Source organism: Sinorhizobium fredii USDA 205 (genome assembly GCF_001461695.1).
GTDB lineage: Bacteria > Pseudomonadota > Alphaproteobacteria > Rhizobiales > Rhizobiaceae > Sinorhizobium > Sinorhizobium fredii.
On the sequence record NZ_AUTC01000205.1, the window covers coordinates 1 to 18010 of the forward strand.

At 61.8% G+C, this 18010-nt stretch carries 15 protein-coding genes; 1 reads left to right on the plus strand and 14 read right to left on the minus strand.

From position 1 onward, the window contains the following. Nucleotides 1–320 precede the first annotated feature (320 nt). The gene (locus N181_RS30370) at nt 321–992 is read left to right on the plus strand and encodes a protein-L-isoaspartate(D-aspartate) O-methyltransferase (RefSeq protein WP_037400018.1); all 672 of its coding nucleotides are present in this window, start codon (nt 321–323) and stop codon (nt 990–992) included. 96 nt (nt 993–1088) lie between these two features. Here the strand turns inward: N181_RS30370 and N181_RS30375 are convergent, their stop codons facing one another. The 14 genes from N181_RS30375 to N181_RS30440 form a co-directional block, all read right to left on the minus strand. Beyond that, nucleotides 1089–1847, minus strand: a complete 759-nt coding sequence (locus tag N181_RS30375; protein ID WP_037400021.1) for an iron ABC transporter ATP-binding protein — start codon at nt 1845–1847, stop codon at nt 1089–1091. Continuing rightward, complete coding sequence (locus tag N181_RS30380) at nt 1844–2785, minus strand: iron chelate uptake ABC transporter family permease subunit (protein ID WP_037400024.1); 942 nt, start codon at nt 2783–2785, stop codon at nt 1844–1846. The genes N181_RS30375 and N181_RS30380 overlap by 4 nt, the downstream gene beginning before the upstream one ends. Then, entirely contained in the window at nt 2778–3755 is a 978-nt protein-coding gene (locus N181_RS30385) for an ABC transporter permease (RefSeq protein WP_037400027.1), read from the minus strand. The genes N181_RS30380 and N181_RS30385 overlap by 8 nt, the downstream gene beginning before the upstream one ends. After that, on the minus strand, nt 3752–4663 hold the full coding sequence (locus N181_RS30390; RefSeq protein WP_037400030.1) for a siderophore ABC transporter substrate-binding protein: 912 nt from the start codon (nt 4661–4663) through the stop codon (nt 3752–3754). Before N181_RS30390 ends, N181_RS30385 begins: the two co-directional genes overlap by 4 nt. A 25-nt stretch (nt 4664–4688) precedes the next feature. Continuing rightward, on the minus strand, nt 4689–5534 hold the full coding sequence (locus tag N181_RS30395) for a sugar phosphate isomerase/epimerase family protein (protein WP_037400033.1): 846 nt from the start codon (nt 5532–5534) through the stop codon (nt 4689–4691). Next, nucleotides 5531–6856: a DUF6005 family protein gene (locus N181_RS30400; protein WP_037435274.1), complete on the minus strand. Its 1326-nt coding sequence runs from the start codon at nt 6854–6856 to the stop codon at nt 5531–5533. The genes N181_RS30395 and N181_RS30400 overlap by 4 nt, the downstream gene beginning before the upstream one ends. After that, a complete protein-coding gene (locus N181_RS30405; protein ID WP_037400039.1) occupies nt 6853–8133 on the minus strand; it encodes an AMP-binding protein in 1281 nt (426 codons plus the stop codon). The genes N181_RS30400 and N181_RS30405 overlap by 4 nt, the downstream gene beginning before the upstream one ends. Further along, entirely contained in the window at nt 8130–9866 is a 1737-nt protein-coding gene (locus N181_RS30410; protein ID WP_037400043.1) for an IucA/IucC family protein, read from the minus strand. The genes N181_RS30405 and N181_RS30410 overlap by 4 nt, the downstream gene beginning before the upstream one ends. Continuing rightward, nucleotides 9850–11538 (minus strand): IucA/IucC family protein, encoded by a 1689-nt coding sequence (locus N181_RS30415; RefSeq protein ID WP_234885951.1) that lies wholly within the window; start codon nt 11536–11538, stop codon nt 9850–9852. The genes N181_RS30410 and N181_RS30415 overlap by 17 nt, the downstream gene beginning before the upstream one ends. Before the next feature lie 200 nt (nt 11539–11738). Then, the gene (locus N181_RS30420; RefSeq protein WP_037400049.1) at nt 11739–12029 is read right to left on the minus strand and encodes a DUF2218 domain-containing protein; all 291 of its coding nucleotides are present in this window, start codon (nt 12027–12029) and stop codon (nt 11739–11741) included. Nucleotides 12030–12151: 122 nt separating this feature from the next. After that, nucleotides 12152–14455, minus strand: coding sequence for a TonB-dependent receptor (locus N181_RS30425; protein WP_060564139.1), 2304 nt, complete (start codon nt 14453–14455; stop codon nt 12152–12154). A gap of 115 nt (nt 14456–14570) precedes the next feature. Further along, nucleotides 14571–15554 carry a FecR family protein gene (locus tag N181_RS30430; RefSeq protein ID WP_141322195.1) on the minus strand — a complete coding sequence of 328 codons (984 nt, stop codon included), beginning with the start codon at nt 15552–15554 and terminating at the stop codon, nt 14571–14573. Nucleotides 15555–15666: 112 nt separating this feature from the next. Then, nucleotides 15667–16179, minus strand: a complete 513-nt coding sequence (locus N181_RS30435) for a sigma-70 family RNA polymerase sigma factor (protein WP_080577733.1) — start codon at nt 16177–16179, stop codon at nt 15667–15669. A 226-nt stretch (nt 16180–16405) separates the two neighbouring features. Next, on the minus strand, nt 16406–17959 hold the full coding sequence (locus N181_RS30440) for an ABC transporter ATP-binding protein (protein WP_272951041.1): 1554 nt from the start codon (nt 17957–17959) through the stop codon (nt 16406–16408). Nucleotides 17960–18010: the final 51 nt, after the last annotated feature.

An 18010-nucleotide genomic window follows, 5' to 3' on the forward strand; every position in this document is an offset into this window, starting at 1 on the left:
TCACTGTCCACCCCAAGGGGCGCACTCCACTGTTGGCTCAAGCGGAGCGGAATGTTTGCTCGGCTGGCGCGCAGCGTAGCCCAAGCATACGGCCAAGCCAGCCGAGCAAACAGGCCGCCCGCTTCAGCCAACCCGAAGGGCCGGGCATCTTTCCGCCAGGCTCAGAGGTGATCGCCTCGGCCGTACCTTCAGGTACGACCTTCGACAATCGCCTCTGCCCTGACGAAAACCTGCTCCGGCAGAATGCTTCAATTTAACCAGGAAAGGCTCTAATGTTGAAAGGCCTATCTGCGGCCAACTGGCTGAGGAGATCCCGCCTCATGAAGCCAATGAACGAAGAGCACCTGGCGATTCTGCGCAGGCACATGGTCGAGGTGATTGCAATCTATGCCGACCTTGCCAGCGAAGAACTGGGCAAGGCGGCGCTCGATGAACGGGTGATGGCTGCGATGCTGCGGGTGCCCCGGCATCTCTTCGTGCCCGCCCAGGCTGCGCCGTTTGCCTACCAGGACACGCCCCTGCCGATCGGCTTCGATAAAACCGTGTCGCAGCCCTTCATGGTCGCCCTGATGACCGATCTCCTTGCTCCCCAACCGCATGAGGCCGTGCTCGAGATCGGCACCGGCCTCGGCTACCAAACCGCAATCCTCGCGGAACTCGCCGGGCAAGTTTGGAGCGTCGAAATCATCGAGGAATTCGCCAGCCATGCCGAGGCCCTGCTACAGCGCCTCGGCCTATCAAATGTCGGCATTCGTGTCGGCGACGGGTCTCGTGGCTGGCCCGACCGCGCCCCATTCGACAAGATCCTGGTGACGGCGGCGGCTGAGGAGGCGCCGCCCGCTTTGCTCGAGCAGCTCAAGCCAATGGGCCGCATGGTTCTTCCTGTGGGCACGGATGAACAGTTGCTGACTGTCATCGACAAGGATTCGGCAGGTCAATTCGAGGCGCGGAAACTCATCCCGGTTCGGTTCAGCCGGCTCGAGGCGGCTTGATGTGCGTGGAATTTGTCTCGAACGGTGGCCTCGCTCAAACGAGCGTATGTGAACGTCAGTTCCTCACAATACATTGTGTGACCTCAGAAGCACTAACTACAGATGGTGCAGCACGAACGGCTTGCCGTTCATGTGTTCGACTTTCATCCGGTACCCGAAGATCGACTCCAGATGGTCCTCGGTGAGAACGTCATCGGGCGTGCCGTCGGCGATGACGCGACCATCACGCAAGGCGACGATCCGGTCAGCATACGAGGCCGCTTGGTTGATGTCGTGGAGCACGATGATGGCGGTGCGCTGACGCTCGTCGGCAATCGTGCGCAGGCAGCGCATCAGCTGGCGGGCGTGAAACATGTCGAGATTGTTCAGCGGCTCGTCGAGCAGCAGATAGTCGGTGCCCTGGCAGAAGGTCATCGCCACAATCGCCCGCTGCCGCTGGCCGCCCGAAAGCGTGTCGATGAAGCGATCCGCGAGCGAGTGCAGATCGAACTCTGAGAGCGCCGCATCGACGAGTGCCAGGTCTTCAGCAGCCGGTCTTCCTCGATGGTGCGGAAACCGGCCGAAGCCGACGATTTCACGCACCGTGAGGCGGTTGGCGACGGCGCCGTCCTGCCTCAGGATGGCGAGGCGTTGTGCAAGGGTTCGGCTCGGTGTCGTATCGACAGGCATGTCGTCGACGGTGATGCGACCCTTTTGCAGCGGCTGCAGCCGGGCGATCAGCGAGAACAGGCTCGATTTCCCTGCCCCGTTCGGTCCGACGAGCGCGGTGATCCCGCCTCTCGGCAGCGAAAGATCGATGTCGCGCAGGATCGGCGTATCGCGATGCGAAAGCGAGACGTTTTCGATGACGATCATTTTCGACTCTCATGGAAGAGCAGGGCAAGGAAGACGAGACCGCCGACGAATTCGATCACCACCCCAAGCGTCGATGCGCCGCCCAGCCCGTGTTGCAATAAGGTCTGCCCCCCGACGAGAATGATGATCGCAATCAGCGCCGCTGCAGGCAGAAGCAGCGCATGGCGCTGTGTGCGCATCACGCGTTCGGCCAGCGCGGCGACAAGCAGGCCGAAAAAAACGACCGGTCCGACCAGGGCGGTCGAAACCGCCACCAGGATCGCTACGAGAAGCAGAAGACCTGCCGCGGTCCTAATCCAGCTCACGCCGAGGCCGATAGCGGCTTCGCGTCCGAGGCCGACGATATCAAGCACATGACGTGCCCGCCACGATACAACGACGGCGGCGAGCGTGATGATCGTGCCGAGAATGGTCAGGTCGGCGCGCAGCATGTTGAAGTTGGCAAAGCTTGCGGTCTGCACGATGGCAAAGGCATTTGGATCAAGCAGCCGGGACAGGAGCTGCGACAGGCTGCGGAACAGAAGACCGAGTGTCACGCCCATCAGCAGCATCAGGTTCATGTCCATGCGCGTCCTGATGAGCGGCCAGAGCAGCGCCCCGGCAAGCGCGATCATCAGAAGAACCTCCGCGCCGAACTTCGTGCCGGCGTCAAGGCTCGCATATCCAAAACCGCCGAGTGCAAAGATCAGTGCGGTTTGCCCGAAGAGATAGAGGGCATCGAGGCCCATGATCGAGGGCGTGAGGATTCGGTTCGCCGTCACCGTCTGGAACAGCACCGTCGAGACCGCGATGGAAATGGCCACCTGAAGCAGCGCCAAGAGCTTCAGCGCCCTGAGTTGCAGAACGAACTGGACATTGCCGCGCAACCCAACCGTCAGGAATAGAAGCACGGCAATGAGCGCGATGGCTGCAAGGACGATCATGCGGCGGTCAGGCATGGGCGGACCGCTGGAACATCAGATACAGAAACAGGAATGCGCCGACGACGCCCATCACGGTCGCGACGGGGATTTCGTACGGATAGCGGATTACGCGGCCGAGAATGTCGCAGCTAAGAACCAGCGCCGCACCGCTGAGCGCCACCCACGGGATGGTTCCGCGCAGATTGTCGCCCATGATACGCGAAACGAGGTTCGGAACGACGAGGCCGACGAAGGGAATGATGCCGACGATGGTGACCGTCAGCGCCGAAATCACCGAGACGATCACCAGGCCGAGTTGCAGCGTGCGCTGATAACCGAGACCGAGGCCGATGCTGACATCCCGGCCGAGCGACAGCAGTGTCAGCCGGTCTGCCACCCGCCACGCGACGACGAGCATTACCGCCGTTCCCCACAACAGTTCGTAGCGGCCGCGCACGACGCCTGAAAATTCGCCATTGGTCCAGATGTCGATGTACTGCAACAGCTCCGTCTGCCAGCCGACGAAGGTCACGACGGCACCGATGACGCCGCCATAAACAAGGCCGAAGAGCGGGACCAGGTAGGGCTGCGCCGGCGGAAGACGATGCGCCATCGCAAGGAACAGCGAAGTTCCGAGCAGTGCCAGAATGCTCGCGGCGAGCGTCTTGACGGCAAGCGCCGCCCCCGGAAAGAAAAGCGTCATGATCAATATGCCGAGGGAGGCGCTTTGCGCCGTTCCTGCGGTCGATGGTTCGACGAAGCGGTTGCGCACCAGCGCCTGCATGATCAGCCCGGCGATCGAAAGTGCGGCACCCGTGAGAACGGCGGCCACGGTCCGCGGCAGGCGGCTGACGAGAAACAGCTCAAGAGCCTGCGGATCGGTGAATAGCCCTCGGGGCGAGAATTCTCCCGCACCGATGCAGATGCTCAGGAGCACAAGCACGACGAAGGCCGCGCAGGCGGCCACCTTCGTCGCTTGTGGTTTTGCGCATGGTCTTCCCGTCATTTCGCCCCGGAATAGGCATCGGTGATTGCCGTAAAGACCCGGCTCATCGCCTGCACGCCGCCGGCGGCGATGTAAAAGTCACCGGCAGGAAGGTAGATGACCTGGCCCATTTTCCAGGCGGTCGTTTCGGCGATCAGTTCGTTGTCGAGCGTCGTCCTGGCGTTCTGGTCTTCGGAGCCGATCGCCGCGGCCCGATCGAGAACGAGAAGCCAGTCGGGATTTGCCTTGCGGATGAATTCGAACGAGACAGCCTCTCCGTGCGTGGCCGCCTCGACGTCCGGCACGGCTGGAGGCAGGTCGAGAGCCGCGTGCACCCACCCGAATCGCGATCCGGGTCCGTAAGCGGTCACTTTCGGTCCATTCGTCATGACGATCAGCGCCTTGCCCTTGCCGGCGACGGCGGCATGGGCCTTTTCGACCACCGCATCGAGTTCCCTGGCGGCTGTCTCGGCCTGAGCCCGCTTTCCGAAAAGCGCGCCATAGGCCGCAAGCCGGTCCTTTGCCTGTTGCAGCAAGGTATCGCCGTCCATGGTCATGTCGATGGTCGGCGCCACCTGTGACGTTGCCTCGACCTGCGTCGACGAGCGGCCGCCGACGATGATGAGGTCCGGCTGCAGTTCGCTCAGGGCCTCAAGGTTGGGCTCGAAGATATCGCCGACGATGGCCGAGCCATCCTTGAGATGCGCCAGCTCCGGCAGATACAGATTGGAGGGAAGCCCGGCGATCTTGACGCCGAGCGCATCCAGCGTATCGATCGCCGCGATATCGAAGACGGCGATTTTGGCGGGCGAGGTTTCGATCGACACCTTTCCCGTCGCTGTCGAGATGTCGGCAGCGCTCGCTCCGCCCACGAGGGCGAGACCCAGAAGGCCGGCGAGAGACCCGCGAAGGCTATTGCGTCGTGGCATTTTTGTTTTTCCCATCTGTTTCGTCCTAGAAGTTGACCGTTCGCCGGGCGGGCTCCCGCCCTTCGATTACCTGGCGAACTTGCCGGCGATCGCGGCGCAGGATGTCGAGGCAATCGTTGCCGAACCATTCCAGAGAAGCGTCGACCTGCGGATCGCCGGAAATCTCCGAAAGGAACCGCCCATAATCGACGCAGCCTTCGAACAGCGGCGTCATGCCCTGCCGGCTGCCGGCGGCGGCATAGACGTTGGCCGGCTCGAAAACGAAAAGATCCGTCCTGTCGACGATGTTCTTCAAATGGTAGTGACGAATGTGCGGCTTCATCGTCCGGTGTACGGCGACCGGATCGTCGCCGCCCTCCCACACATGCAGCGTATCGAAATTGATCGCAAAATAGGAATGATCGACTTCCTCGATGAGCTGCATGGTCGAGGCGGCGGTATCCGCCAGCGTCTTCGGATGGGTTTCCGCCAGGAGGTGGATGCCGTAGCTGGCGGTGATCTCGCATATCTCCTTGAGGCGCTCGACAGTCCGCTGCCGGTCCTCCGCAGATGTGGCAAGGCTGCCGCGATTGCCGGCGAAGGTGCGGATCTTGCGCGTCCGCCATCGACGCGCGAGCCTGCAGAGCTCCACCGTCTTGCGTCGCAAGGTCTCCGCATCGGCATCGATCGGCAGGTAGTCGCTGATCATCGGGACCGACAGGCCGTAACCATCGAGCCATTCCGCATTGCGGTCCGGGTGCTGCGCCAGGTTGCGCGCATGCGCGCCCCAGAGTTCGATGCCCTGGAAGTCGTTCGACTGGGCCCAGGCGGCGATTTCGCCGAGCGAGATGAGGTGGTGTCGGAAGGTGATCGTGCAGATCGAGACTTTCATCGCGCAACCCTCGTCAGCATGGGCCTCTTCAGCACGGGAATCTCCGCAGGAATGGCCAGGTCGCACCAGAGATCGAAGACCTCGGTCAACCTCACCTTCAGCTTCGTCTCCAGCCGGTCCGCCTCGTCGAGCCGCTCGAAAACCGCCGCCGCCAATCCACGGTCATTGGTCTGGGCGAGCTTCATGCAGGCGTAGTGCAGCGTTTTCAGCGATTGCACGAGCGCCTCGATTTCCTCGCACCATGTCTCGAACTCTGCCGCCGGAAGTTTCAGCGCGCGCCAGAAGAAGGCGAAGCCGTGCTCGTAGGCATATTTCCGGATGGTAACGACAGGCAGCTCGCGCACCGCGGCGGCAAGGTCCGTAAGGCTGATACCGCCCCGTTCTTCGAGATGCGCGGCAACGATCTCTCGCACGGAGTCGACCAGCGGATTTCGTTCTCTTACGAAGCATGCTTCGAAATAGGCCTTCAGATTCTCGGGATGCGGCGCTCGCGCCTCGGCATGATCGAAGACATAGCCGCCGCCGACGGTCGGCTGCATGATGGCGTTGATAACCTTGTCCCGCGCGATCTCGCCTTCCCAGCGATAGTCCGGATCGTGCACGAACCAGGTCTCGGAGTCGGCCGTTTCCTGCAGCATAAGGTAATGCGGAAAGGGGTTCTGGTTGAACTTGTTCTCGCGTTCCGGCAGATGGAACATGTCGAGCATGACCATCACCGAACCCGTCTCGCTGCGGTTCCTGACGAGGTCGAGCAGCACCGCAAGATTGTCGAGCTTGGTGCGGTCGGGATCGTACCATTCGACGACGGTGACACCATAGAGCCGCTCAAACCAGGAGCGGAAGAATTCCTGGCTGATTTCGGGTGCATGGTAGAGAAGCTCGAAACGGTCGCTGACCGCAAATTTTGCGTCCCACACTCCGAAATAAAAGGGCCGCTGGTCCAGCCCTTGCCGCTTCAGCCCGTCGCAGACGCAGCTCACGAAGCAATGGACCTTGATGTCGTAATAGGCCTCGCCGTGAACGCCTTCGTCACTCGTTCCGCCGGTGAGCGGAAAGGCTGGAACGACGACAGCCGTCTTCTTCGGCAGGTAGAGGGCGACGAGATCGGCAACCGTGACGATGTCCTGCTTGGCGATTGCTTCTTCGGGCACGGCAAGACCGTACTCGAGCTCGAGATTGAGGAAGATCTGCAGGATCAGGACGGAATCGAGATACAGGTCTTCGTTGAGACGGGCATCCGGGCCGAAGCCGTCCATGTGTGCATGCGCCATGCATTCGTTGAGGACGGTCTCGACGGCTGTGAGGATTTCGCTGTCCGTCATGATGCTGCTCCGGCCACCGGCCTGTTGAACTCGCCTGCCATGTGGCGCGCCGCGACGTCTCGGCGGCTGATCTTGCCGTTGGCCTGGCGCGGGACGGCTTCGACCTGCAGGATCTCCATCGGCAGCTGGTGGCTAGCGAGGTGGCGGCTGCACCATTCACGGACGGCCTGGGGCGCGACCGGTTCGCCGGCACTGAAGAGGAGCGCGACGCGCTCGCCGGCAAAACGATCGGCCTTGCGGAAGGCGACCGCATCGGTGATGGCGGGCATCGCCATGACGGCGTCCTCGACGTCCTTGGGATAGACGTTCAGGCCGGAGACGTTGATCATGTCGTCCAGGCGTGAGACGAAAACCAGCATGCCGTCGGCGCGCCGATAGCCGAGGTCGCGTGTGTGGATGGCGGCGCCGGCAGCTCTCGTCACGACGATCTCGCCTGCATCCTCCGCGCTACCGCCCGTTGCGGCCGAGAGATGAGGCAGCACAAAGCCCATGTCGCTTGCGGCGGTGACATTCGGATTGATGGCGATGCAGCCGGATTCCGAGCAACCGTATTGCTGGAACATATGCCGGCTCTTCGCGCGAATGTCGGCAAACCACGGTTCGGGAAGCAGCGTGCCGGAGGTCATCGTCGCGTGGATCTGTTCGCCTTGTGACAGAAGCCGCGCCAGCGTGTGCAGGATCGCCGGCGACGAGTAAAGAAGCGGCCGCTCGGTTTCGCGCAGCACCTTCAGGAGATATTTCGGATTGGCGGTGTTGACGATGACCGGGGTCTGGCCGCGCTTGAGCGCCACGAGGATGCCGCAGATCAGTCCATAGGAATGGGTTGTCGGGCAGGCGATGACGGGCGTCATGTCGTCCGGTTCCCGGAAGGTGCGAACGTAGCTGTCGATTTCGGCATCGATCTCTTCCCAGTTGCGCGCCACGCATTTCGGCGCACCGGTCGTGCCGGAGCTCATCTGCAGCAGCGTCCCGGGTCCCGGCTCGCCCTCGGGCACCTCCAAAACCTCGGCCGTCAGGCTGTCGTAGAACAGCCGATTGCAGCCGGCGCCGATCGCGAGTTTGCGGGCCGCCGAATATGGCGTGCCGGGATGAATCGGCAGCACGCTCGCGCCCGCCTGGCGGATGGCGAAGAACAGCGACAGCCAGTCGACCGTCTGCGAAAAGCAGACGGCGTAACGACCCGTATCGCGCCCGGAAAGGCCGACCTGGGCGGCCAGTCGTGCCGATGTTTCGCTGAAATAGGCGTGATCGCAGAACCTATCATCGATGCGGATCATGACTTTCTCCTTCGTTGAAGCATGTCCGCGGCGAATGCGTTGGGCACCGTGTGGTGGTATTCCGGCTTGAGCGCGAGAAGCTTCCTGGTCATCAGGGATTCGGTGAGAATGCGGGGTTGGTCGTGGCCGAGCAGCGCTTGCCGTTCCGCCGCCGCATGCTCGGTTGCATAGGCTGCAAGAACGCCTTCGACGCGTTGCCAGAAAAGCACTTCCGGCAGGTCGTAGCAGTGTTCGAGCAGGTGGGAGATTTCGCTGAGATTGTAGACGAACAGGGTGTCCATCACGAGTTCGCGCAGCGAATCCAGATTGTCCGTCCAATAGAACTGATCCGGCTCGGCGTCCCGGTAGAGCGGATTCAGCAACGGGAATCCCGGCGCCTTTTCCGGCTCGCGCAGGAAGCCCGGCGAAAACTCGATGCTTTCGTGGAAATCACGCAGGATGAGGCGCACCGGCCAGCCGTCGCGATGAACCAACAGCATGTTTTGCCCATGTGCCTCCACCGCAAGGCCGTGATGGACGAGCAGGTGCCAGACCGGCAGGACCGCGATCTCGATCAGCCGGTTGATCCATGGCATCAATCCGAAGCGCCTGATCCAGTCGTCGGCAAACGGACGTCCGTCCGTTTCCACCATCATCAAGGCGTTGAACGGAATGGCAGCCTCGCCGTCGGCGAGCGTCGCTTGTGCGCTCTGGCGCCAGATGGCGGCCACCTGTCCCGCCAAAGGTCCGTCGCCGTCGGCAATTATACCGGCATATTCCTGCAGGATGGTCAGCGGATACCGCTCGTCAAAGGCCGGGTCGCTCGCGACGATCTCGGCGATCCAACGGGAGATGACCGGCGCCGTGCAGACCGAATGCGGCTCCAGTGTCCGGCGAGACGACGTGTTGACGATGTTGAGGGGCAGCTTGAGGCTTGCCGCCAGCGGCCGATCGCGGTTCAGCAGCGAGCGGACCGACTGCGTTGCCGTATAGCGGTCTCCCGCCGGACCGAGGCAATGGGCCTCGCCCGCCGCGATCCACCCGGAGAGGAGCGTTTCGCTGAGCTCGCGCCATTGCCAGGGGTGCAACGGCACAAGGCCGAAATCTTCAAACGAGGCGAAAAACTCTTGCAGTTGCGCCCGCAGGTGCGACCAGGTCTCATCTCCGAGTTCTGCCTGCCAAAAGGCATGTTCGTCGCCGCCGGGGAACACCTGCCGGAGATGTTTGCGGGCGACGGCAAGCCAGACGAGCTGGAACGCGTTGCCGGTCTCAGGCCCATAGGCGGCGTGGTCGGCGAGCGAAAAGCCTGTGCGTGCCTTGTAGCAGGGATGATAGGGATGCCCCTCGCCGAGCGCGCCCTCCAGTTCAGCGAAGGACATTGTACGCCGCGGACGCTGCGGAAGATGGCGTTCGTTCCATTCGCAAAAGGCGATGGTCTGCTTCAATTCGCCGAGCAACTTTCCGCGCGCGATGCCGCTGCCGGGCAGGCCGGACACCAGTTGGGCCAGCGAGGCCTCGCGCCAGCTGCCGTCTTCCTGCATCTGCACAGATCCCGGCGCCGGGCGAATGCGGCCGAACGGACCGATGGCGCCCCGGCAGCGGAAATCCCGGCCGCCGAGCGACCACAGAAATGTCACCAAGCCATCGTCAACGCTCTCACGGGCGTCGACGATGCCTTCGAACAGGAGGGCGGCGGCGAGTTGGCGCAGCACCCGCTCGTCGGCCCGGCCTTTGAGGTCAAGAGGCAATGGCATGGCTCGTCCTTGGCGCCGTCAGAACGGCCGGCGCCCTCATCGGGTTCGGCACGGGCCGATAAAGCATCGGCGCATGACCTGATTGCAGCTCGTCCACATCGAACAGGCGCGCGGTCAGATTGGCCTTGGAGGCAATTGTCGGCAGGTCGAGGATGTGCCGCGCAAAATCCCGTCCGGCTCCGGTCATTTCCAAGGCGCCGCGTTCGAGGTGCGCGCGCAGCAGGCGCAGCAGCAGGCTTTCATCGCAAAGCCCGTCATGCCCGATGCGGCTGATGATCGAGAAGACCTGATTGACGATCAGGTAGTAGGCGAAACGATCGCGAATTTCGCTGTCGGCAAAATAGAGCGAGGGGATCGTTTCGGGAACATGGCCGGCGAGCAAGCCGCGATAGCGTTCGGACAGATAGAAGCCCTGGTTGTCGCGATAGTAGCTGACGGAGGGATAGCCGTTGCTGACGTCCAGCAGGGTGTTCTGCTGGTGCGCCTCCAGTGCGACGCCATAGTCGTCGTAAAGGCGGATCAGCGGCTCGACGGCGCAGGCGAGATAGCGCCGGAACCATGCGAGCGATGTGCCCGACAGTGTATCGCCCTCGCGAGAGGCAAGCATCCGAACCAACCGCTCCAGCCGGGACGGTTCGCCCGGTAGCGGATCGGCGGTCAGCGCGGCGACGGTCACCACACCCCTGCCCTTTTCGCCGGCAAACGGGTTCTCCCTGAGGATGACTTCAAAGCCGCTTTCGCTGCGCCCCGGCAGCTCGAGCGTGATATACGCCGGATCCTGGATGATCCGGAAGTTTTGCGACGTTTCGGCAAAACCGATCCGATCGATCAGCTTTGCCATGGCAACGCCTGCCTCGAGTTCCTGGCGCCGGTTCAGGCGCACGGAGTTGGTGATGCGGACCGGCAGGGAGAACTTGAGCATCCAGTCGGTGCCGGCGCCGTAGACGGTGCGCACCGATGAAGTCGCGGTAAAGACCGGACCGGCCGGACCGAGATGGCGCAACAACCCCTCTCGCTGCATTGCCTGGATGCTGAGATCGAGCAGCAGCGCTTCCGCCTGGAGCGGATGCATCGGCAGCAGATACTCGTCGTTGCCGAGCGTGAGGCCTTCCACATTCGATCCCAGCAGAGACCGGACGATCTCGTGGGCCTCTGTCGACCGCGCGGAGGCTTGCCGGACGTGTTCGGCTTTCGCTGCGAAATAATGCAGCTTGAACCGGCCGCGTAGCTCCGGCGCATAGCTTTCCTGCTGCCAATAGGTCATGCCTTGGCGGCTCTTCGGCGTCGGGTGCTGCCAGTGGCCAAAGACGAGCGATTGCTCTGCCTCGATGAAATGGCTGCCGTTTTCCGGTTGCGGCTGTCTGCTATCGATATAAAGAGCGGTCTGCTGGTAACTCTCGAGCACCCGCATCAGCAATTCGAGTTCGAAGCCGCGCAACGCGTCGGCCTGGCTCTCTTCTGCCTGGCGGTAGGATTCATGCACGAGAATATGAAGCGCGGATATCAATTCGATCCGACGCCATGCCGGATCGGACACGCCCCGGCCCCAGACCCTGCCGAAGTGGTGCGGGCCGCACAGAGAGGATGAGGTCACTTCGACGCGCAATATCATGTGCTGCCTCGGCAGCGACCACTCCACGCTGTCGACGGAACCGCCGGCGGTTCGATGCATCACTCGGGTACCCGGATTTACCTCCCGCAAGTAGCAATTTGCGAAGCTCTGGAATGTCGCGGTTTCTGCGATCTGCCTAGACGATTGCATCCTGTCGATCCTCGGCACGCGACTCGCAGAGTCGCGCAATGGCGTTGCCGTTGTCCGGCCAACACATTGAATTTTCTGTCGAACGGCTTCTGCTAGTGGCGGAACATCATTCAACCCGCCGCCTGCCAGTGGAGCGGTCGCGGCTCTTCCCGAAAGGCAAAGCGCAGCAGGTGGTTTTCGACCACGGATTTCGTCTCGGCGAGATTCGCACCGTCGGGCGAACGGACGCGGATGTGCAACCCATCCGGCCCGGCTTGCAGATACCCGGTTCCGCAGGAAAACCTGAGTTCGGCGCGTCCGTCGCCCTGCTCCACATCGATCTTGTGGGCGAAATGCTTGCAGAGCTGCGTCAGATATTTCTGCCCGTTTTCCGTCGCGAAACGGGTTGTCGCTTCTTGCATGTCGAACTCCTGTCTTTCGACTGTGGATAGCGGGGCGGGAGGGACGCTGGGCCACCCCGCCTTCGTTTTTCGGCGACCGTCGGCGCGGTTAGGCGCGAGGTCGCAAACTCGAAACCGTCGGCTCAGAACGTTGCCTTGGCACTCAGGATAAAGGAGCGGCCCGGCTCGTAGAGCGGGGTTACCGTTCCGAATTCCTGACCGTAGGTCGCCCGATCCGAATAGGTCTCGTCGAAGATGTTCTTCAGGTCGGCACGAAGCGTGAGGTTGGGCCGGCTCGGCGGCACATATTCGACGAACGCATTGAAGACCTCGTAGCCTTCGAAGGGTTCGCTGCCGACGGCGACGTCATCGTAGTCGAGGGCGATTTCGGCATCGGCACCAAAGGTGACGCCCCAGTCCGTCAGCGTGTGAACTGCCTGCAGGGTGACGATCTGGCCGGCGGGTGCGGCCAGATAGGTGCCGAGATCGGAATCGGCCGGCTCCCCATCGATCTCGACGTCTATATTGGCGTACTTCACCTCGAAGAAGCCGTCGCCCCAGGTATAGCCGGCGCCGATTTCGTAACCTCGCGAGCGCACGTCATGCGCCTCGATCCCGCGGGAAACGGCATAGCGCGGCGCGCGGGCGTCATCGAGATCGGTCTGGAAGACGCTACCCTCGATGCTGAAGCCGTTATAGGTTGCTGCCAACCCCACAATATAGTTGTCGGCGGTCACCGGCTCCGGACCGCTGCCATAGTCCCAGTTGGGATTTATGATGAAGTTCTCGGCGAGCGGAACGCCCGCCCAGACGTGCGAATAGCCGGCCTTTGCCGTCAGAAGGTCCTCGACGAGATCGTATTCGCCCGAGACATTGCCGCTGAAGCCGGAGTTGGTCCATTCTTCGCCGGTCGTTCCGGTGAACTGCTGGTTGTCGCCGCGAGCGCCGAAGGACAGGCGGGTCCTGTCCCAAGGCTCGATTCTGGCCTGTGCATAGATGCCGATGTTGCGCGACTTTTCGGTGGCCGGCTCGAACAGATCCTCGAGTTCCGCCTTGTCGTCGTAGAAATCGATGCCGGCTATGACATTGCCGATATCGAAGGAGAACTTGTTCTCAAACTTGCCGTTGAAGCTGTCCGTCGTGCCAGTCGCCGGATAGGGCGGAATAGCAAGGGCCGGCGGCAGGAAAACCGGCACTTCGAGCTCGGTTTTGCTATAGGCGAGCAAGAGCTTCGGATCCCACCAGCCTTCCGGCGTACTGTCGGTGTAGGTGAAAACGGTGTTTTGCCGATCGAGCTTATAGTCGCGCACGCGTGGCTCCCACGGCGGGCGTCCGTCGATGAAGCCGACGTTGGCGCGGAACGGCCGCGGTGCATCGTCATGGACACGTTCGTGGCTGATCTCGACGCGGTCGCCGCTGTCGAATTCATATGCGAGCTTTCCAATGCCGCTGAGCAGATCCGTGCTGGTACCCTCGACGTCGCTGCCGTTGCCGGCGCTGAAGTCGTTGCCGTTTCCGAAATTGAAGTAGCCCAAGAACTCGAGCCCCTCGCGGATGCCGTAGGCGGATACGCCCGTGGTGATCGTGTCGCTGTTGAAGTTGTAGCTGGACGTCGCGAACCCGCCGAAGCCGTCGCCATCCAGCATATCGCGCGCGTCCTTCGTTTCGTAGGAAATCGCACCGCCGAGCGCTCCGGGCCCGGCATCTGCCGGTGCGACGCCGGCATCAACGCCGACGGCCTTGAGCAGGCCGGGATCGATAAGGTTGGTGCCGCTGTGATGGAAGACCTTGTTGTTCTGGCGGCTGCCGTCGATGGTCACGGCGAGGGTGGTTTCCTCGATGCCATGCACATAGACCTTCTGCGACATCGGCAGCGAACTGCCGACCGAAATGCCCGGCTCTCCCGCAAAGACATCGGCGATATTGGCCGGGTTCTTCAGCTCGAGTTCCTCAGACGTGATCACGATCTCGCCCGCGCCAAGCTTGCCGCCGCCAAACGCCGAAATCGGGTCGAGGACGGTAGCGCCATCCGCGGCGACCGCACCGCCGCCGCCAGCCGCATCCGGCGAACCGATCACGGCCGTTCCGCCGGAGATTTCGTAGGCAATGCCGGTACCCGACAGCAATCGGGCCAGCGCCTGCTGCGGATCCATCGTGCCGCTGACGGCGCTGGAGCGAACCCCATGCGACGTGGCTGCCGCAAGCGTGACCTGCAAGCCGGATTGGCGGCCAAAGGCGTTCAATGCGCTGGCAAGCGGTTGGGACGGAATGTTGAACGTCCGGGCGGTACCGACACTTGACGCCTCCTGTGCAAACGCGCTTTGGATAGGCGCCAAGGCAAGGGATGAAAGTCCGACAATCGCCGTCGTTGCGAAGAGGCGCAGTCCCGCGCGGCTATGTCTTGCTGTGAAAAATGGATGTCCCTTGCGGCATTCCGGCGAACTCATCTTACCCCCGTCTCCGTTTTCAGCGCATAGCCCCGGCATGCGCTTCCGACCAAAGACGACCGGCTCCGGATTTTTTCTCACCGGAATCGAATTTTTCTTGAATATTTTACTCTAGTTAAAACTGCGTCAGGACTCGACCGTATGGAGTTACCTCGCGCACTATGCCGCCGAACGGCTGGACCAAGGCCTGAAGGGCGCGATCCGGATCCTTGAGATCATAAAGGCCGGTCACCCGCTGCGTCGCAAGCGCGGATTGGGGAATGGTGATCCGGGCAGAATGATAACGCTGCAACCGTTCCGCGGCGGCGGCGACCGTCACGTTGCTGACGAACATCTTGCCGCTTCGCCAGGCCGCAATGTCCTCCGGAGCGATGTCACTTCGCACGACTTCTCCCGTCCCATGCACGACCGTCGCCATCTCCCCCGGCGAAAGTTCGAAATTTTCCTTGTGATTATGACCACTGTAGGAGACTGCCACTGTGCCGCGCGCAAGTTCGACGATCGTTTCCCCATCAGCCAGCTGGACATCGAAGGCTGTTCCGAGAACCGACACAGCAACGCCCCCTGCATCGACGGTAAAAGGTCGCGATGCGTCATGCGCAACATCGAAGAAAGCTTCGCCCTTGAGAAGCCTGACGTGCCGGGCACTGGCGCTGATTTCCGTAGCGACGGCACTGCCGCCACCCATCTCAATGATGGTTCCATCCTCCAGTGCGATCTTGCGGTTTTCTGCGGTCTCGGTCACATGATCCGCCTGCCACTGCAGGATGAGAGCGGGGCCGGCAAGAAAACCGACCGCGCAAGCTGCGAGCGCCAGAGCCACGCCTGCTGACCAGGTCCTCCATCGGCCCGCTGGCGAGGCATTCGCGGCCAGCGGTGTGGCGCCACGCCAGAGATGCTCATGAACTGGCGGTACCTCGCCGAGCAGCCGCCAGGTTTTCAAGGCTTGCTCCCAGGCTTGCCGATGCATCTGCGAGCGATGCAACCATGCCTGGAACGCGGCTTCGGTTTCGCGACAGTTCGGACGTGCCTTGAGTTCGAGAAACCGGTCCATCGCCTCTTCAAGCAATGCTGGCGGTATTTGGTTGTCCTGGGTCAATATTATGCCTGCACCGCTGGGTTTGGATAGGTGAGGAAGACTCTAGCGTAGTCCTCCCGTTTCTCGCAAAGACGAACTGAGCGCGATTTTTTTTCACACGGATTGCGAGTTTTTAAGAGGCGCTTACCGTCAGCATGGTTGCGACGCGCATCATCGCAGTTCGAACATGGCGATGTGCAGTGGCGACGGAGATGTTCAGGTGAGCTGCGATTTCTTCCAGCGTGTATCCACCAAAGCGGTGCATCTCGAGCGCTACTCTGACTTCAACCGGAAGTTCATCGAGAATGCGGGACATGTGTCGAACCTCGTCCGTCACCAGAATTATGTCTTCCGGCGTGGGCATCTCGCTCGGCAGCGACCAAAAAGGCGGCTCGCCCTGACTTTCCCGCGCTTCGATCTTCTGACGCTTGAGAAGATCGAACGAAAGATTGCGCACGATCCTGTAGAGATAGGCGAGCGTCAGGCCGGTAGATCCATTGTTGGTGTTCGCCGGTGCGAACCGCAAGAAGGCCTCCTGCACGATATCCTCTGCGGTTTCGCGCGACCCGAGAATTCGCGTTGCATAGGCGACCAGCGCCGTACGATTGGCGAAATAGACCTGGTGGCGAGTTTCCATGTCGATCATGATTTCCAATCCGATCAAAACAGGTTCGATTTGGCATCGGCGTTCGCTCCGGTTGCCTGCCGCGACGCGGTCGGCGGGGGCCGGGCGGCAAGCAAATCAAGCGAACGCGGTGCCTCTTAGCATGCGCAAATAAACTTGTCTGTAATACTCATGTTATTTTTCAGAGGCTCTGCATGTGCCCGGCATGCCGGTGGCGCACTTGAGGCGCCGACCGCGAAAGGCGCCTCTAAGTCGCTTTTGCCCATTGGCCGAATTGCGCGTCGTGCAGCCGGCGGTATCGACCGTCTTTCTGTTCGAGAAGGGTGGCGTGTGTCCCTTCCTCGACAATTCTTCCGGCTTCCACGACGAGGACCCGGTCGGCATGCATGATTGTCGAGAGGCGGTGGGCAATCACCAGGGTGGTGCGGCCCGCGGACAGTTCCGCGAGTGAGCGTTGGATGGCCCGCTCGGTTTCCGCGTCCAGCGCCGACGTTGCCTCGTCGAGGATGAGGATCGCCGGGTTCTTCAGGAAAATCCGCGCAATGGAAAGCCGCTGCTTCTGGCCGCCCGAGAGCTTGACGCCCCGTTCGCCGATGACGGTATCGAGGCCAAGCGGCAGGGATTCAATGAGCACGTCGAGGCGCGCCCGCCGTGCCGCTTCAACAATCTCCGCCTCGCTTGCGTCAAGTCGGCCATAGGCAATGTTCTCCCGGATCGTACCGGCAAAGAGAAACACGTCCTGCTGGACAATTCCGATATTGCTGCGCAGTGACGCAAGGGTCATGTCACGTATGTCGATGCCATCGATGCGGATCGACCCCGCCGAAATCTCGTAGAAGCGCGGCAACAGCGAGCAGAGCGTCGTCTTGCCTGCTCCCGACGATCCGACCAGAGCCACCGTTTCGCCGGCCCGGATCGACAGGTTCAAGCCGTTGAGGAGCACGTTACCGTCCTGATAGCCGAACCTCACTCCTTCATAGCTGACAGTGCCTGCCAGTCGCGTTACAGCCTGCGCTCCCCTCCGATCGGCAATGTCGGGCCGGGTATCGAGGAACTCGATGTAGCGCTGGAAGCCCGCGAGACCCTTGGGATAACTCTCGATGACGGAGTTGATCTTCTCGATCGGCCGGAAGAAGACGCCGACCAGCAGCAGGAAACCCACGAACCCACCGGCCGAAAGGTCGCCGCGCAGAACGAAGTAGCTGCCCGCCAGCATCACGATGACCTGCACGAACCGCATCGACAGGTAGCTCAGCGAGGAGGACGCGGCCATCAGCTTGTAGGCCTCCAGCTTGGTCGCCCGGTAATTGCGGTTCTCCTCCGCGAACAACCGGCGCTCATGGTTCTCGTTGGCAAAGGCCTGCACGACCCGTATGCCGCCGACATTCTCCTCGATCCGAGCATTGAAGTCGGCCACGCGGTTGTAAAGCCCATGCCAGGTGCTCGTCATCCGCCCGCCGTAGTAAGCGGTGACGATCGCCGTCACCGGGACGACAACGCCGGTGATGAGCGCCAGTGCCGGGTGGACCCAGAGCATCACCAGGAAGGCGCCGGCGAGCGTCATCACGGCAATGAAAACGTCCTCCGGACCATGATGTGCGACCTCGCCGATCTCCTCCAGATCCTTGGTGAGACGGGCGACCAGATGACCTGTCTTCAGATTGTCGAAATACCCGAAGGAAAGCTTCTGCAGATGGTCGAAGGCCTTTCGGCGCATCTCCGTTTCTATGTTGATGCCCAGCATATGCCCCCAATAGGTGACAATCACCTGCAAGCCGGCGTTGATCAGATAGATCAGCAACAGCCCTAGTCATCTGAATCCGAAATTCGTGTCATAAGCTGTTGTCGACCT

Coding starts and splice junctions, on each gene's coding strand:
- N181_RS30370 (WP_037400018.1), top strand. CDS start 321: ATGAAGCCAATGAACGAAGAGCACCTGGCGATTCTGCGCAGGCACATG.
- N181_RS30375 (WP_037400021.1), bottom strand. CDS start 1,847: ATGATCGTCATCGAAAACGTCTCGCTTTCGCATCGCGATACGCCGATC.
- N181_RS30380 (WP_037400024.1), bottom strand. CDS start 2,785: ATGCCTGACCGCCGCATGATCGTCCTTGCAGCCATCGCGCTCATTGCC.
- N181_RS30385 (WP_037400027.1), bottom strand. CDS start 3,755: ATGACGGGAAGACCATGCGCAAAACCACAAGCGACGAAGGTGGCCGCC.
- N181_RS30390 (WP_037400030.1), bottom strand. CDS start 4,663: ATGCCACGACGCAATAGCCTTCGCGGGTCTCTCGCCGGCCTTCTGGGT.
- N181_RS30395 (WP_037400033.1), bottom strand. CDS start 5,534: ATGAAAGTCTCGATCTGCACGATCACCTTCCGACACCACCTCATCTCG.
- N181_RS30400 (WP_037435274.1), bottom strand. CDS start 6,856: ATGACGGACAGCGAAATCCTCACAGCCGTCGAGACCGTCCTCAACGAA.
- N181_RS30405 (WP_037400039.1), bottom strand. CDS start 8,133: ATGATCCGCATCGATGATAGGTTCTGCGATCACGCCTATTTCAGCGAA.
- N181_RS30410 (WP_037400043.1), bottom strand. CDS start 9,866: ATGCCATTGCCTCTTGACCTCAAAGGCCGGGCCGACGAGCGGGTGCTG.
- N181_RS30415 (WP_234885951.1), bottom strand. CDS start 11,538: ATGCATCGAACCGCCGGCGGTTCCGTCGACAGCGTGGAGTGGTCGCTG.
- N181_RS30420 (WP_037400049.1), bottom strand. CDS start 12,029: ATGCAAGAAGCGACAACCCGTTTCGCGACGGAAAACGGGCAGAAATAT.
- N181_RS30425 (WP_060564139.1), bottom strand. CDS start 14,455: ATGAGTTCGCCGGAATGCCGCAAGGGACATCCATTTTTCACAGCAAGA.
- N181_RS30435 (WP_080577733.1), bottom strand. CDS start 16,179: ATGATCGACATGGAAACTCGCCACCAGGTCTATTTCGCCAATCGTACG.